The organism is Rhodococcus sp. 2G, from assembly GCF_001886355.1.
Lineage (GTDB): Bacteria > Actinomycetota > Actinomycetes > Mycobacteriales > Mycobacteriaceae > Rhodococcus > Rhodococcus pyridinivorans.
The window spans coordinates 2205929-2221848 of sequence record NZ_CP018063.1 but is presented as its reverse complement, the minus strand read 5'-3'; the positions used below and the strand labels follow the sequence as shown (position 1 = coordinate 2221848).

Below are 15920 nucleotides of genomic sequence, written 5' to 3'. Positions count from 1 at the left end.
CCCGCTACGGAAGGGACATGTCGACCGCTCGGCCCGGAGGTACGGATGTCCATCAGCGAATTGCAGGAACTTCAGCGCACCGCCGCCCACCTGCGCCAATGCCTCGGATCCCTACGATCGCGCTACGGGGACGCAGCCCCGGTGAAGAGGCTGTCGAACGACGTCGAACGTCTCGACATCGACATACGCGACTTCGCCGAACATCCTCCGCGCGAGGTCGTCAACAGCCTCGGTCAACGCATCCCGATTCCCGATACGCCGTACGACGACTCGTTGTTCCGCGGAACGGATACGGACGACGAAGGTCTCGGCGGGCTGCACGGCTCGCGGTGAGCACCTCCGAGGCGACGCCGGCGGCGCGCGGTGAGCCGGCCACCGGCGTCCGATCCGAGGGCCGCGCACGGATCACCGCGCGGACGCTGCGGACCGACCGCTGGTGGCAGACACCCGCACTCACCGTCCTCGGTCTCGGTGTGTTCGTGGTGTATGCGACGATCCGTTCGTTCGTGCGCAGCGCCTACTACGTCGAGGACTACCACTACCTCACGCCGTTCTACTCGCCGTGCGTGAGCGCGTCCTGCGTGGACGGCGCCCGCCATTTCGGCACGTGGGTCGGCGAACTCCCGATGTGGATCCCGCTCGCCTTCCTGTCGTTGCCGTTCCTCCTCGGCTTCCGGCTGACCTGCTACTACTACCGCAAGGCCTACTACCGATCGTTCTGGTTGTCGCCGCCCGCGTGTGCGGTCGCCGAACCGCACCGGCACTACACCGGGGAGACGCGGTTCCCGCTGATCCTGCAGAACTCGCACCGCTACTTCTTCTACGCCGGCTTCGTGGTGTCGCTGATCAACACCTACGACGTCGTCCTGTCCTTCCGCGGTCCGAGCGGGTTCGGTATCGGACTCGGCAACCTGATCCTGCTGATCAACGTCGTGCTGCTCTGGGGCTACACGTTGTCATGCCACTCTTGCCGGCACGTCACCGGAGGCCGGCTGCGGCACTTCTCGAAACACCCCGTGCGCTACCGGATCTGGACGTTCGTCACGAAACTCAACACCAGGCACATGCAGTTCGCGTGGATCACGCTGGCAACCCTGATCCTCACGGACTTCTACATCATGCTCGTGGCGAGCGACACCATCGCCGATCTGCGGTTCATCGGCTGACGCGCACGGCACGACACCGGCCGCACCGGAGGAGGGGGAACACGGATGGTGGATGTCGAACGGCACAAGGTCGACGTCGTCGTGATCGGAGCAGGCGGCGCCGGGCTACGCGCGGTGATCGAGACGCGGCAACGCGGCTTCTCCGTCGCCGTGGTGTGCAAGTCGCTGTTCGGCAAGGCCCACACCGTGATGGCCGAGGGCGGATGTGCCGCCGCGATGGGCAATGCCAACCCCCGCGACTCCTGGCAGGTGCACTTCCAGGACACGATGCGCGGCGGCAAGTTCCTCAACAACTGGCGGATGGCCGAACTGCACGCCCGCGAGGCCCCCGACCGCGTGTGGGAGCTGGAGACCTACGGAGCGCTGTTCGACCGCACCCCCGACGGACGGATCAGCCAGCGCAACTTCGGCGGCCACACCTATCCGCGACTCGCCCACGTCGGCGACCGCACCGGACTCGAACTCATCCGCACGATGCAGCAGAAGATCGTGTCGCTGCAGCAGGAGGACCACGCCGAGCACGGCGACTACGAGGCCCGGGTGCGGGTCCTCGCCGAATGCACCATCACCGAATTGCTGAAGGACGACGAGGGACGCATCGCCGGTGCGTTCGGATACTGGCGCGAGACCGGGCGTTTCGTGTTGTTCGAGGCGCCCGCGGTCGTCATCGCCACCGGTGGTATCGGCAAGTCGTGGAAGGTCACGTCGAACTCGTGGGAGTACACGGGCGACGGTCACGCCCTCGCCCTGCGTGCCGGCGCCACCCTGATCAACATGGAGTTCGTCCAGTTCCACCCGACAGGGATGATCTGGCCGCCGAGCGTGAAGGGCATCCTCGTCACCGAGGGTGTGCGAGGCGACGGCGGAGTGCTGAAGAACTCCGAGGGGGAGCGGTTCATGTTCTCCTATATCCCGCCGGTGTTCAAAGGCCAGTACGCGGAGACCGAGGAAGAGGCCGACCGCTGGTACGAGGACCAGGAGAACAATCGCCGCACGCCCGACCTGCTCCCGCGCGACGAGGTCGCCCGCGCCATCAACTCCGAGGTCAAGGACGGCCGGGGGACTCCGCACGGCGGAGTCTTCCTCGACATCGCCTCGCGGATGCCGGCCGACGAGATCATGCGCCGCCTGCCGTCGATGCATCACCAGTTCAAGGAACTCGCCGACGTCGACATCACCGCCGAGGCCATGGAGGTCGGCCCGACCTGCCACTACGTGATGGGCGGCATCGAGGTCGACCCCGACACCGCCGCTGCGGCAGTCCCGGGGCTGTTCGCCGCCGGGGAATGTTCCGGTGGCATGCACGGATCGAACCGGCTGGGCGGGAATTCGCTGTCCGATCTGCTGGTCTTCGGTCGCCGGGCAGGTCTCGGCGCCGCCGACTACGTGCAGAGCCTCACCTCGCGGCCGATCGTCGGCGACGCCGACATCGACGCCGCCGCCCGTGCGGCGCTCTCGCCCTTCGATCCGGCCGACACCGATCGCGCCGAGAACCCGTACACCCTGCACACCGACCTGCAGCAGGTCATGCAGGATCTCGTGGGCATCATCCGGCGCGCGGACGAGATCGAACGTGCCCTGCGCGAACTCGACACCCTGCGCACACGGATCCGCAACGTCGCGGTGGAGGGCCACCGCCAGTTCAACCCGGGCTGGCATCTCGCCCTGGACCTGCGGAACATGCTCCTCGTGTGCGAGTGCGTCGCGCGGGCCGCGTTGCAGCGCACCGAGAGCCGCGGGGGACATACCCGCGACGACCACCCGTCGATGGACTCCGAATGGCGTCGCACTCTGCTCGCCTGTCGCCTGGACGGCGGCGACCCGTTCGTCCCCGACGTGACGGTCACCGCCGAACGGCAGCAACCGATGCGTCCCGACCTGCTGGAGCTGTTCGACATCGACGAACTCGGGAAGTACTACACCGACGAGGAACTCGCGGATCATCCCGGACGGAGGGGTTGAGATGGGATACCAGGCGGCGTTCAGGATCTGGCGGGGCGACGCCGACGGCGGGGAACTGCGGGACTACACCGTCGAGGTCAACGAAGGGGAGGTCGTCCTCGACATCCTGCACCGTCTGCAGGCCACCCAGGCACCGGATCTCGCCGTGCGCTGGAACTGCAAGGCGGGCAAGTGCGGATCGTGTTCGGCGGAAGTCGACGGTCGCCCGCGCCTGACGTGCATGACCCGCATGTCGCTGTTCGATCCCGACGCGACGATCACCGTGACCCCGATGCGCACCTTCCCGATCATCCGAGATCTCGTCACCGATGTCTCGTTCAACTACCGCAAGGCACGCGAGATACCGGCTTTCGCGCCGCCTCCTGATCTGGCGCCGGGGGGGTACCGGATGCAGCAGGTCGACGTGCAGCGCTCCCAGGAGTTCCGCAAGTGCATCGAATGCTATCTGTGCCAGAACGTCTGCCATGTGGTGCGCGACCACGAGGAGAACAAGGAGGTCTTCGCCGGTCCCCGCTATCTCATGCGCATCGCGGAACTCGAGATGCACCCGCTCGACGTCGCCGACCGGCGCGACGTCGCGCAGGACGAGCACGGCCTGGGTATGTGCAACATCACCAAGTGCTGCACCGAGGTGTGCCCGGAGAACATCCACATCACCGACAACGCGCTGATCCCGATGAAGGAACGCGTCGCCGGCCGCCGCTACGACCCGATCGTGTGGCTCGGCAACAAGCTGTTCCGGCGCTGAGCAGGGAGCAGGGACCGGGCCGGACGCAGGGACCGGCTCAGTTCACGCGTTCGGCGACCAGCGGAACCAGCTCGTCGAGCGCGAACGGCACCGACAGCACCGAGTTCGTCGAGAACGCCGCGGAGATGTCGGAATCGCTGTCGAGCACGAGGAACCGGCCGTCGCGCACCGCCGGGATCTGCTGGAAGACCGGATTGTCGGTCACCTCGGCGGCCGGCACGTAGATCGGCAGCACGATCAGCAGGTCGGAGTCGAGCATGTCCAGGTTCTCGTCGGAGACGGTGATGAAGAAATCGTCCGTCGCCGCGGCCTGCACCTGCGGATTGTTCACGAAGCCGAGCTCGGTCATGAAGTCGACGCGCGAGTCGCCGACGACGTAGGCGCCCCACCCCTCCGACGTGTAGGAGGCGACGGTGACGGTCTTGCCCGCGAACTCGGGATTGTCGGCGGCGGCCTGTTCGAAGTCCGCATCGATCTGCGACAGCAGTTCGGCACCCTTGTCCGGGACACCGAGAGCCGCTGCCACGGTGGTCACCTGGTCGTCGAGCGACGTGAGGTAGGCGTCGCTGCCTTCCGGGCCGGCGACGGTCGGGGCGATCCCCGACAGCGTCTCGTAGCGGGCCGGTTCACCGGAACTCTTGGTGTCGAGGATCAGATCGGGCTCCTGCGCCGCGAGCATCTCGAAGGACGGCTCGATCGTGCCGATGAGCTCCGGCGGCGAGTCGTACAGCCCCTGCGCCCACGGCCCCACGCCGTCGCCGCCGAAGGCGAGCCAGTCGCTCGCCGCCACCGGCTGAACGCCGAGTGCCAGTGCAGTTTCGGCGTCGCCCCAGCCCAGAGCCGCGACGCGTTCGGGGGCGGACTCGATGGTGACCTCCCCGAACTTCGTGTCGACCGTGACGGGGAAGGCGCCGTCGGCCGGTGCCGAACCGGAGTCGGACTCCGTGTCGGACGATCCACACGCGGTCAGCGCGATCGCGGTGGCCGTGAACAGAGCGGCGGAACGGAGCAACGCAGCGGATCGGCGTGTCATGACGGGCCTCGAGTCTGTCGAACAACAAGTGAGGCGATCCTAACCCGGCGGGGTGACCGAAGGTGAAAACCCGCCGGAAACCGCGCAGGGCAGCCGCTCGAGCGCGCACTATGTGTCCGTGACCCCACCTGACGACGGTCGGCCGGCACGGGCGAAACCGGTGCTGGCCTCCTTGATCCTCGTCGCCGCCGTGGCGAACTTGAACCTCGCCGTCGCGAACGTGGCACTGCCCGACATCGGGAAGGCGTTCGACGCGAGCCAGACCCAGCTCAACCTCGTCGCAGTCGGCTATTCCGTCGGTCTCGCCGCGTCCGTGCTCTACCTCGGTGCCGTCGGCGACCGTTACGGACGCAAGACGATGCTGCTGCTCGGCATGGCGTTGTCGGTTCCCGCATCGGCGGTCGCCGGGTTCGCGCCGAACACCGAGGTGCTGTTCGCGGCGCGGGTGCTCGGCGGTGTCTCCGCCGGTCTGGCGTTCCCCACCACCTTGGCCCTGATCACTGCACTGTGGTCGGGCGCAGCCCGCACGCGCGCGATCGCGTTGTGGTCGTCGATCGGTGGTGGCCTGACCGCGCTCGGCCCGCTCGTCGCCGGCACCCTGCTCGAACAGTTCTTCTGGGGTTCGGTCTTCCTGGTGACGATTCCGCTCGCGCTGATCGCTTTCGCCCTGACCTGGATGTTCGTGCCCAGCCACGTCAATGAGTCGACCGATCCGGTCGATCATCTCGGCGGTGTGGTCTCGATCGTCTTGGTCGGCTCGCTCGTCCTCGGCATCAACTTCGTGCCCGTCGACGGGATGGAGACCATCGCGGTGTCCGCTCTCGTGATCGCTCTCGTCGCGGTGATCCTCTTCGTCATGCGCCAGCTGCGAGCGGCGAATCCTCTGTTCGACCTGCGGGTCGCCCGGCGTCGCGTGTTCTGGGTCGCGGCCGTCGCGGGCATCATCGTGTTCGGCACCCTGATGGGCACGATGTACATCAGTCAGCAGTACCTGCAGAACGTGCTCGGCTACTCGACTCTCGCAGCTGGATCGGCGGCGCTGCCCGCCGCTTTCGTGATGGTGCTGGTGGCGCCGCAGTCGGCGAAACTCGTCGGGTCGCGCGGCTCCCGTTTCACGCTGCTGTCCGGTTACGTGGCGATCGTGGCCGGACTCGTCGTCGCACTGATGCTCTGGGACGAGGACGCGCATTACTGGGTGATCGCCCTCGGATACATGTGCCTCGGAGCCGGTGTCGGTCTCGCCGGTACCCCGGCCTCGCATTCGCTCACCGGCTCGGTGCCGGTCGCCCGTGCCGGGATGGCCTCCGGCACGGCCGATCTGCAACGCGATCTCGGTGGCGCGATCGTCCAGTCGATCCTCGGCGCCCTGCTCACCGCCGGATACTCGGCCTCCCTCGCCGCGACGATCGCGGCGAGTCCTCAGGCCACGGCCGTCGACGAGCAGACCGAGACCGCACTGGAGAAGTCGTTCGCGGGTGCCGTCGGGATCGCCGAGCACTATCCGCAGTACGCGCAGCAGATCATCGAGGCCGCGCGGTCGGCCTTCCTCGACGGCGACACCCGCGCCTACACGGCCGCGATCGCGATCGTGCTGGTCGGAGCGGCGCTGGTGGCCCTTGCGTTCCCCTCACGCTCGGCCGAGATCGCGCTGCTCGAACGGTACGCCGAGGAGGACGGTGACGCGGCGGTCGACTCGTCGGAAAAACCGGCCCACTGAACCCGGATCCTCACGCAGTCCGGGTCGGTCAGGCGGTCAGAACGACTGCGACCAGCGTCCGACGTCACCCCGCTCGAGCGCGACGGCGAGCAGTTCCGGGAAACGGTCGGGCGTGCACGCGAAGGCAGGAACTCCGAGTTCGGCGAGTGCCGCCGCGTTGTCGCGGTCGAAGGACGGCGCCCCGTCGTCGGACAGAGCCAGCAACACCACGACCTGCACACCCGCGGCGAGCATCTCCCGGATGCGCGAGAGCATCTCGGCGCGGATGCCGCCCTCGTACAGATCCGAGATGAGCACGAACAGCGAATCGGCCGGGCGCGTGATCAGCGACCTGCCGTAGGCGATCGCCCGATTGATGTCGGTGCCGCCGCCGAGCTGGGTGCCGAACAGCACGTCCACCGGGTCGGCGAGCTTGTCGGTCAGGTCCACCACCGCGGTGTCGAAGACGACCAACGAGGTGCGCAGTGCCCGCATCGACGCCAGGACCGCCGCGAACACCGACGCGTACACCACGCTCGACGCCATCGACCCGGACTGGTCCACCGCGAGCACCACGTCGCGTTTCACCGCCTGGGAGCGGCGCCCGTAGCCCACCAGCTTCTCGGGCACCACCGTGCGATGCTCCGGCAGGTAGTGGGCCAGGTTCGCGCGGATCGTGCGATCCCAGTCGATGTCGCGGAGTTTCGGGTTCGACGTCCGCGACGACCGGTCGAGCGCACCCGTGACGGCGGCACGGGTGTGCTGCGCGATGCGAGCCTCGATCTCGCGCACGACCTTCTCGACGACCGTCCGTGCCGTCGCCTTGGTGGTCTCCGGCATCACGCGGTTCAGGCTCAGCAACGTGCCCACGAGATGCACGTCCGGTTCGACGGCCTCGAGCATCTCGGGTTCGAGGAGCAGCCGGGTCAACCCGAGCCGATCCACCGCGTCGCGCTGCATCACCTGGACGACGGATGTCGGGAAGTAGGTGCGGATGTCGCCGAGCCAGCGCGCCACCCGGGGCGCGGACGCGCCGAGACCTGCGGTGCGCGGTGCGGTGCCGTCGCCGGGCGCGGTGTCGTACAGCGCGGCGAGCGCGGCGTCCATGGCGTTGTCGTCGGCCGAGGACAGGGAGCCCGTCGAGTCCTCGGCGGCCTCGCCGAGTGCGAGCCGCCAGCGGCGCAGACGTTCGGTGTCTCCGGATTCGGTTGTCATGCCGACACTCCCAGGATCGACGCGGTGGCGGTCAAAGCGATCCGGCCGCGATCCACGGCGGGCGGTGCCTCCGTGCGGCGGGTGCGTTCGCCCCGCACCGTCTGCCCGAGCAGGCGTCGCTCACCGAAGGCGAACGACCCGAAGGTGCGCCGGAGGACGGGCAGGACGTCGACGAAATCGTCGTCGGTGAGACCGCTGATCCACTCGTCGACGAGATCGAACAGTGCGCTGTCGTGGACGAGCAGGAGTCCGCCCCCGCCGAGGAACCCGTCGATCCAGCGCGCCTTCGCGGGTGCCGATGACCCCACCGACAACGCTCGCGCGACCCGCACGGACGCCTCGTACTCGCCGAGTCGGCCGGTGTCGCGCAGCATCCGGGTGGTGCGGCCGACGAGCAGACCGTCGATGTCGTCACGCTCGCTCACCGACGTCAGTGTGTCGAGCCATCGGACGGTCGCGGTCGGGTCCTCACGCAGCGCGAGAGCGAGATGCACGTCGTCGATCGCGGTGCGCAGTGCATCGGCGGCGTCGTGGTCGAGACCGGTGACCGCCGCCGGGAGACCGGCGCACACACGCGCGAGCAGGGCGTCGCAGACATGTTCCAGGGAGGACAGATCGGTGCCCCGCACATCGCCGTAACGGACGGTGCGCACGAGGGTCGGCAGGGCGCTCATCAGATGCAGCACATCGTGATCGAGTGCAGCCGCCGCGTCGATCGCCGTCACCAGCGACGGGATCGTGGTCCGCAGGTCGGCGAGCAACGCCCGTTCGAGCAGTTCGGTGAGGTCGGCGAGCGCGATCCCGGAACGAGTGGCACGGTCGGCCACCGTGGCGCCCGCTGCGGATTCCACCGTCGTGCCCCACCGCGACGCCTCGACGATCGCCACCGACAACTCCGGTTCCCACCGCAGCGTCCAGGTCTCGCGGAAGGTGCCGGTCGAGCGCACCTCGCTCTCCGCCGGTCTACCCCAGTCGATACCGAGCAGCGCCAGGCGGTGCAGCAGTCGCGACCGGGCGACGTCGATCTCTCGGCGCAGGTCCAGATCGAGATGCCTGGCTTCGGCGGACCGCTTGAGACGCAACGACTTCGCATTCCGCTGCAGGTCGGTGTCGAGCGGGACGGTGGGGGTGTCCTCGGAGACGGAACCGAGTGCCTCACCGACGACGAGCCGGCGGGAGACGAGACCGAGCAGGACGTCGTCGCCGTCGCACAGCACCGACCGCGTCGCCTCGACGACCTCGTCGAGTCCGGCCACCGCGCGACCGCGCAACGCCGCGAGCGTGTCAGCGAGACGTGTCGCCTCGATGATGTGGGCGCTCGAGACGGGTAGATCCTCCTCGCGCAGGACACGGGCCACGCGGGTGAACCAGCGTGCGGTCGTGTCCGCGGGCTGTGTGAACAGGTGGTGGTACCAGCCGGGTGAGGTGATGCCGGCGCCGTAGCCCGACGACAGCGACAACCGGGAGTGGCTCCACGGCACCCACGTGAGGGTGGTCTTGACCTTGGGCATGCCCTTGAGCAGGCGCGCGTCGGGCGCTGCCGGTCCGAGCCGGCCGGTCAGCGCGGGTGCGTGCATCGCTCCGCACACCACGGCGATCGCGCGGGCCCCGGCCTTGACCGTCGCGCGCAGCACCTGCCGCATGTGCGCCTCGCGTCGCGCGGTGTGGTCGTCGATCCCGACGTCCTCGCGCAGCGCGCGCATCGCGTCCGTGATCTCGTCGAAGGCCTGTGCGGTGCCGTGCTCTACCACCGCGTCCCACCACTGCTCGAAGTCGGAGTATCCGCCGGCGCGGGCGAGTATGCCGAGCAGGTTGTCGGTGGCGCGGTCGCCGACCTCGCGCTCCGCGCCGAGCGACATCGACGCCGGAAGGTCGCAGAACCGCACGTCGGCATCGTGCAGGTACGCCCAGCGCAGGGCCTGCCATTCGGGGGAGAAGGCCGCGAACGGCCAGAACGCCGCCCGCGCCGGTTCGTCGCGTGCGTAGGCCAGCAATGCCACCGGCGGCACCATGTCGTCGGCCACGGTGAGCGGGAGCACCGGATCGGCGTCCGACGGACCCTCGATGAGGACGGTGTCGGGTTCGAACTCCGCGAGTGCCTGCAGGACCGCACGCGCCGAACCCGGCCCGTGGTGCCGGATCCCGAAGACCCGGATCTCCGCGGGCGCATCCGCGCGGTCGAAGAGAGCGTCGGTCACCCGGTGATCTCCCGGCACGCCCGGTAGAAGTCGGTCCAGTCGCCGCGTTCTCGGACGACGGCCTCGAGATATTCGTTCCATACCACCCGATCGGAGACAGGGTCCTTGACCACCGACCCCAGGATTCCGGCCGCAACGTCGGAGGGCCGAAGCACCCCGTCACCGAAGTGCGCCGACAACGCCAGGCCGCCCGTGACTACCGAGATCGCCTCGGCGGTGGACAGCGTGCCCGACGGGGACTTCAGCTTGGTCCGGCCGTCGGTGGTGACGCCGCTGCGCAACTCCCGGAATACCGTGACGACGCGGCGGATCTCCTCCGCGGCCGCAGGCACGGTGGGAAGTTCGAGTGCGGTGCCGAGCTGTTCGACGCGGCGGGTGACGATCGCGACCTCGTCCTCCTCGCTCGCCGGCAACGGCAACACGACGGTGTTGAACCGTCGACGCAGCGCGGACGACAGGTCGTTGACCCCGCGGTCGCGATCGTTGGCGGTGGCGATGACGTTGAACCCCTTCGTCGCCTGTACCTCGATGCCGAGTTCGGGGACGGGAAGCGTCTTCTCCGACAGGACGGTGATCAGCGCGTCCTGCACGTCAGCGGGGATGCGGGTGAGTTCCTCGATCCGTGCCACGGCGCCGTCGCGCATCGCGGTCATGACCGGGGAGGCGACCAGCGCGTCGGCGCTCGGCCCTTCGGCGAGCAACCGCGCGTAGTTCCAGCCGTACCGCACCGACTCCTCGGTCGTACCCGCCGTTCCCTGCACGAGCCGGGTCGACGAACCGCTGATCGCGGCGGCGAGATGCTCCGACACCCAGGTCTTCGCGGTACCCGGCACACCGAGCAGCAACAGTGCCCGGTCGGTCGCCAGGGTCGCCACGGCAACCTCGATCAACCGGCGCGGACCGACGTACTTCGGGGTGATCACGGTGCCGTCGGGCAGTTCGCCGCCGAGCAGATAGGTCACCACCGCCCACGGGGACAGTTGCCACGACGGCGGTCGCGGCCGGTCGTCGAGTCGCGCGAGCGCCGCGAGTTCGTGCGCGTACTGCTGCTCGGCGTGTGGGCGCAGCAGGTCGGTGCCGGACCCGGCGGTCTCGGACGTGCCCGTCTCGGGCATCGCGGCCTCGTCGGTGCCGACAACTGCAGGGGTCGACTCGAAGTCGGTCAACTCAGCTCCTCGTGGATCGTCTTGCGGAGGGTCAGGGTGTCGGCTGCGCTCGCGAACAGGTGCAGGCGACCGAGATCGTCGGTGCGGTTCGCGGCGTCGGCCAGCAGATCGGCCAGCTCGAACGGTGCCCGGTGGGCGAGCAGCGTCAGGACGTCGCGCACCAGACGGGTGGTCGTCAGCTTCGTGTACAGCGCGGTGAGCACCTTCTCGGCGACATCGCGCGGCCACGGCGCCGGGAGCGCGGCGAGCAACGCGTCGTCGAGAACCGCGGGCGGCGACGCCTCGCGCAGGTGCGTGAGCAGGATGTCGCGAGGTACGACCCGGGCGACCGATGTGTCGGCGGTGCCGTCGCGTCGCAGCAACGCCGCGGCCCATCCGCTGTCGCGTTGCCGGACCGCCGCGCGGCCCCACGCGTCCGTCAGTGCCGTGCGGAGGGCGTCGTCGACGTCGAACTCCGGCAGCACCCCGTCTCCGACGTGCTCGCGCCACACCGACAGCGGAGCGGCCGCGACTGCCGCCACCAGCAGATCGCGGGCCGGACCGTCGGAGAGACCGTCGCGGAGTGCGCTCTCGTCCGGCCGTTCGGGGACGGCGAGGGTGACGGTCGAGCCGTCGACGAGCAGCCATTGCCGCACTCGTTCGGCCATGCGTCGCGCGAACGCGGAGTCGGGGAGGCGGGGAAGAAGGTCGAGCGCGACGGCGCGAACCTTGCGGCTACGGTCGTCGAGGGCGCGCTCGAGCAGGTCTTCGTCGTGCGGGCCGAGACCGACCGCGAGCAGGGCGACGAGCTCGGCCCGCTGGGCGGCGGTCTGCGCACCCCATGACGCCGCGAGTGTGGCTGTCGCCGCGGCCGGATCGTGCGCGCGGAGCACCTCGAACCATCGGCGTCGCCGGGCGGGCGGACCGACGTGCCAGGGCGTGTCGTCGAGCGGGTCGGGTGGCAGCAGATCGGCCCATTCCGGGTGGCGCGCGGCCACCCAGCGCCCGCGGGCGCCGGTGAGAGCGATCAGCCGGTCGCGGTGCACCGCGTCGGTGGTCGCGACGATCAACAGGTCGACCACGATGTCGTGCGACGCGCGGAGCCGGGCCGCCACCTCGAACCATTCGTCGAGTAGCGGGGAGCGGACGGCGAGCAGCGCGCGCAGGCGTTCGGCAGCCGCGCCGGGCAGGACGGGACGGTCGTCGTCCGGGGCCGGCGACGGCAGCTCGCGGATCACCGGCACGGTCGCGGCGGTGAGGAAGGTCGCCTCCAGGGCGGCAGCGGCGAGCAGTGTCGCGGCGGGGTCTCCGGCGAGTTCGCCCGCGGCACCGGCCGTGTGCAGCGCGCCGAACTCCGGAGCGGAGCGTGCCGTTCCGAGAAGTGCTGCGGCCGTCAGCGATTCGGGCAAGGCGGTCACCAGGTCATCACCTGTCCTCCGGTGAACAGTGAGACGGGAGTGAGAGCGGTTCCGTCCCAGTCGCCGCAGACCGTCACGGGACGGCCTCCCGCGACGGCGTGCAGCCGCCAGCGGCTGTCGTCGTCACCGGCCAGCGGCAGTGCCCGTCCGGACGGGTCGACGACGTACCAGCCGTCCTCGCTGTCGGTGGGAGTGACCGCGTCGAGCAGGACGGGCCAGGTGCGCAACCACGGATCTGCTCCGCGCATGCGGGCGTACTCGTCCAGCGCAGCGTCGAGTCCGGTGGCGGGCAGGGTCGTGAACGGCTCCGTCTCCCCGTGCTGCCGGCCGAGTACGGCTCGCAGTGGGGCCGCGCCGGGGTAGAAGTGCAGATCGGCGTCGACCAGCGAACCGGGGAAGGGGAGGGGCGTGGCGAAACGCGCTGTGCCGTGAGCGAAGTCGAGCAGGATCGCCCAGCGTCCGCTCGACCTCCCCCGAAGCCACGTCTTGCGGGCGAACATCCGGCTCTCCTCGGTGACGCGCACGGCGAGGACCTGCCAGCGGTCGCGCACAGCCGGTTCGGCGCGGACCTCCTCGCTGCGGGTGCCGAAACCGAGATGGGTCTGCAACGCCCGCAGGAGCGGCCTCGGCAGCTCGTCGCGCTGCCGGTACGCCACGGCCATGAGGTGCAGGCTCGCATACTCTTCGAGCAGCCTGGCGGGCCAATCGGTTTCGTCGTTCACGACGGCGGCCAGAGCGCGCAGTGCCGACGCCGCGCCGGGAGCCTGGGCATCCACCATGCGGGCAGCGATCGCCTCGTAGATGTCGTAGCCGTGATCCACCGCCCCGAGGCCGTGCCGGATGCGGTCGGTGAGCCAGCGGTCGAGGTCGTCGAGTCCTGCCGCGACCCGCTCGGCGCGACGCCGGGCGGTCGCAGGGTCGGGCGCCTTGACCGGCTCGTCCGCCGGTGCGGGAAGTGTGGTGGACGCGATGCGGGCGGCGCGCCATCCGGTCACGAAGTCGGGCGCCTGCGCGGCCGGCACGGCACCCTCGGACCAGCGCACGAGCAGTGACAGGGCGTGCTTGCAGGGCAGCTTCCGGCTCGGGCACGTGCACGTGTAGGCGGGAGCGCTCGGGTCGATCGCCGTGCGGTACGGCGTGGTGCCGCGTCCGCGGCACAGTCCCCACAGGGCGGTGGTGTCGTGACCGGTCTCGAGCCATGCGGAGGCGACGCCGCGCGCAGCCGTCATCGAGGACGGATCGGGCGCGACGGCGTTGATCTGCTGGAGGGTCCAGGGGGCGGTCACGAGCGTCGAAGGTAGGAGACGGGTCCGACAGGAACGGCGGGATCAGGATGTCGCACGGGTCTCCAGACGTGCGCGGATGCCGTCGACGAACAACCGCAGACCGAATTCGAACCGGACGGCGGGGTCGCCGTCGAGCAGGTCGTCGTCGGCCTCGGCCGGCTGTTCGGTCGCGACATCGGGGGAGAGAGGTGCGCGCGTGAGCGCACCGAGTTGCTCGAGTTGCGCGCGGGACTGCTCGTCGACGGTGTGGCCGAGCACGTAGTGCAGCAGCGCGTAGCCGGTCAGTTCTGCGTACGCCCGGGACAGACCCGCGCGTTCGGCGGTGGCCACGAAGGCGTCGCGGGCCCGGGAAGTGGTCAGCCGGGAGGCGTAGCTCGAGGCGACGAGTTCGGCGCCGTCGCGATGGGCGAGCAGCGCGGCGCGGAAACGGTGCGCCAGCTCGGAGAGGGCGTCGTCCCAGGCATCGCTCGCGGGCGCCTCGTCGACACCATCGAGGATGCGGTCCGCCATGGCGCCGAGCAGGGTCTGCTTGTTCGGGAAGTGCCAGTACAACGCACCGGGCTGGACGCCGAGCGACGACGCGAGCTTGCGCATCGTCAGGTCGCCGAGCCCGTACTCGTCGAGGATCGCCATGGCGCCGTCGAGGACGTCGCCGCGTCGCAACTGCACTGCTCTTCTGCTCCCGCTTCTCCCACTGCCCGCGGCGGTACCGCGCCACCGGGGATCCGAACCGAAGGATTCGTGCCTTTGACACTATCGGACGCTTCGCCCTAACCTGAACGCTGTTCAATTGAACGATGTTCAAGTTCTCGCCACCCCAGGAGACGGCAGTGACCCAGGCGCCCGCCCGCACCGACATCCTCGACATCGCTCGCGACCAGGTGCTCCGTCGCGGCATCGGTTTCGACCGCGACCAGACCCTCGAGGTCCTGCAGCTGCCGGACGATCGCATCGACGACCTGCTGGCGGTCGCCCACGACGTGCGCATGGCGTGGTGCGGACCGGAGGTCGAGGTCGAGGGGATCATCAGCCTCAAGACCGGTGGCTGCCCCGAGGACTGCCATTTCTGCTCGCAGTCCGGCCTGTTCGCCTCCCCGGTGCGGGCCGCCCGGCTCGACATCCCGTCGCTCGTCGAGGCCGCGAAGCAGACCGCCAAGACCGGAGCAACCGAGTTCTGCATCGTCGCGGCCGTGCGCGGACCCGACGAACGCCTCCTCGCGCAGGTCGCGGCCGGTATCGAGGCGATCCGCAACGAGGTCGACATCCAGATCGCGTGCTCGCTCGGCATGCTCACCCAGGAACAGGTCGACCGACTCGTCGCGATGGGTGTGCACCGCTACAACCACAACCTCGAGACCGCCCGCTCGCACTTCCCGAATGTCGTCACCACCCACACCTGGGAGGAGCGCTTCGAGACGCTGCGCATGGTCCGCGAGGCGGGTATGGAGGTGTGCTGCGGAGGCATCCTCGGAATGGGTGAAACCGTCGAGCAGCGAGCCGAATTCGCAGCCGACCTCGCGGCGCTCGAACCCGACGAGGTGCCGCTGAACTTCCTCAATCCGCGCCCCGGCACCCCTTTCGGCGATCTCGAGGTGCTGCCCGCCACCGAGGCGCTCAAGGCGGTGGCGGCCTTCCGATTGGCGTTGCCGCGCACCATCCTCCGGTTCGCCGGTGGCCGCGAGATCACGCTCGGCGACCTCGGCGCGCAGAAGGGGATCCTCGGCGGGATCAACGCCGTCATCGTCGGCAACTACCTCACCACGCTCGGCCGACCGGCAGAGACCGACCTCGATCTGCTCGGCGAACTCAAGATGCCGATCAAGGCCCTCGGCGAGACGATCTGATGTTCGATCCGTTCACCGGCGAAGCGATCGTCGACGGGACGGTCCGAACCCATTCCGCAGCAGTGCAACTCGGACTCGAACCGCCACGGTTCTGCGCGCAGTGCGGTCGCCGGATGATCGTCCAGATCGCGCCGGACGGGTGGTGGGCACGGTGCTCGCGCCACGGGACCGTCGACTCGGTGATGAGCGAACAACGCTGACCTACCGTG

14 protein-coding genes are annotated in these 15920 nt (G+C 69.4%); 7 read left to right on the top strand and 7 right to left on the bottom strand.

Annotation, left to right across the window (positions count from 1 at the left end; translation table 11 throughout):
* Positions 1 to 45 precede the first annotated feature (45 nt).
* The 4 genes from BO226_RS10380 to BO226_RS10365 are packed head-to-tail and all read left to right on the top strand — an operon-like array spanning position 46 to position 3876.
* A complete protein-coding gene (locus BO226_RS10380) occupies positions 46 to 333 on the top strand; it encodes a hypothetical protein (protein ID WP_024101240.1) in 288 nt (95 codons plus the stop codon).
* Positions 330 to 1166, top strand: coding sequence for a hypothetical protein (locus BO226_RS10375; RefSeq protein WP_071935169.1), 837 nt, complete (start codon positions 330 to 332; stop codon positions 1164 to 1166). The genes BO226_RS10380 and BO226_RS10375 overlap by 4 nt, the downstream gene beginning before the upstream one ends.
* A gap of 45 nt (positions 1167 to 1211) precedes the next feature.
* Positions 1212 to 3128, top strand: coding sequence for a fumarate reductase/succinate dehydrogenase flavoprotein subunit (locus BO226_RS10370; RefSeq protein ID WP_071935168.1), 1917 nt, complete (start codon positions 1212 to 1214; stop codon positions 3126 to 3128).
* 1 nt (position 3129) lies between these two features.
* Complete coding sequence (locus BO226_RS10365; RefSeq protein WP_071935167.1) at positions 3130 to 3876, top strand: succinate dehydrogenase/fumarate reductase iron-sulfur subunit; 747 nt, start codon at positions 3130 to 3132, stop codon at positions 3874 to 3876.
* A gap of 37 nt (positions 3877 to 3913) precedes the next feature.
* Here the strand turns inward: BO226_RS10365 and BO226_RS10360 are convergent, their stop codons facing one another.
* A complete protein-coding gene (locus BO226_RS10360; RefSeq protein WP_071935166.1) occupies positions 3914 to 4909 on the bottom strand; it encodes an iron-siderophore ABC transporter substrate-binding protein in 996 nt (331 codons plus the stop codon).
* A 112-nt stretch (positions 4910 to 5021) separates the two neighbouring features.
* Here BO226_RS10360 and BO226_RS10355 point away from each other — a divergent pair, with 112 nt between their 5' ends.
* On the top strand, positions 5022 to 6626 hold the full coding sequence (locus BO226_RS10355) for an MFS transporter (RefSeq protein ID WP_198040658.1): 1605 nt from the start codon (positions 5022 to 5024) through the stop codon (positions 6624 to 6626).
* Between the two features lie 36 nt (positions 6627 to 6662).
* On the opposite strand, the gene BO226_RS10350 is transcribed toward BO226_RS10355, so the two are convergent.
* From BO226_RS10350 to BO226_RS10325, 6 genes are read right to left on the bottom strand one after another with little or no spacing between them, the layout of a single operon-like run.
* Positions 6663 to 7820 carry a VWA domain-containing protein gene (locus tag BO226_RS10350; RefSeq protein ID WP_071935165.1) on the bottom strand — a complete coding sequence of 386 codons (1158 nt, stop codon included), beginning with the start codon at positions 7818 to 7820 and terminating at the stop codon, positions 6663 to 6665.
* A complete protein-coding gene (locus BO226_RS10345; RefSeq protein WP_033097628.1) occupies positions 7817 to 10018 on the bottom strand; it encodes a DUF5682 family protein in 2202 nt (733 codons plus the stop codon). Before BO226_RS10345 ends, BO226_RS10350 begins: the two co-directional genes overlap by 4 nt.
* The gene (locus tag BO226_RS10340) at positions 10015 to 11133 is read right to left on the bottom strand and encodes an ATP-binding protein (protein WP_064061528.1); all 1119 of its coding nucleotides are present in this window, start codon (positions 11131 to 11133) and stop codon (positions 10015 to 10017) included. The genes BO226_RS10345 and BO226_RS10340 overlap by 4 nt, the downstream gene beginning before the upstream one ends.
* A 47-nt stretch (positions 11134 to 11180) precedes the next feature.
* Entirely contained in the window at positions 11181 to 12581 is a 1401-nt protein-coding gene (locus tag BO226_RS10335; RefSeq protein WP_071935164.1) for a DUF5691 domain-containing protein, read from the bottom strand.
* A complete protein-coding gene (locus BO226_RS10330; protein ID WP_071935163.1) occupies positions 12578 to 13867 on the bottom strand; it encodes an SWIM zinc finger family protein in 1290 nt (429 codons plus the stop codon). Before BO226_RS10330 ends, BO226_RS10335 begins: the two co-directional genes overlap by 4 nt.
* Positions 13868 to 13909: 42 nt before the next feature.
* Positions 13910 to 14536: a TetR/AcrR family transcriptional regulator C-terminal domain-containing protein gene (locus tag BO226_RS10325; protein ID WP_071935162.1), complete on the bottom strand. Its 627-nt coding sequence runs from the start codon at positions 14534 to 14536 to the stop codon at positions 13910 to 13912.
* A gap of 161 nt (positions 14537 to 14697) precedes the next feature.
* On the opposite strand from BO226_RS10325, the gene bioB reads away from it, so the two are divergent.
* Both bioB and bsaP read left to right on the top strand, forming a co-directional pair.
* Entirely contained in the window at positions 14698 to 15711 is a 1014-nt protein-coding gene (gene bioB, locus BO226_RS10320) for a biotin synthase BioB (protein WP_019289721.1), read from the top strand.
* Complete coding sequence (gene bsaP / locus BO226_RS10315) at positions 15711 to 15911, top strand: biotin synthase auxiliary protein BsaP (RefSeq protein ID WP_024101231.1); 201 nt, start codon at positions 15711 to 15713, stop codon at positions 15909 to 15911. The genes bioB and bsaP overlap by 1 nt, the downstream gene beginning before the upstream one ends.
* The last annotated feature ends 9 nt before the right edge of the window (positions 15912 to 15920 follow it).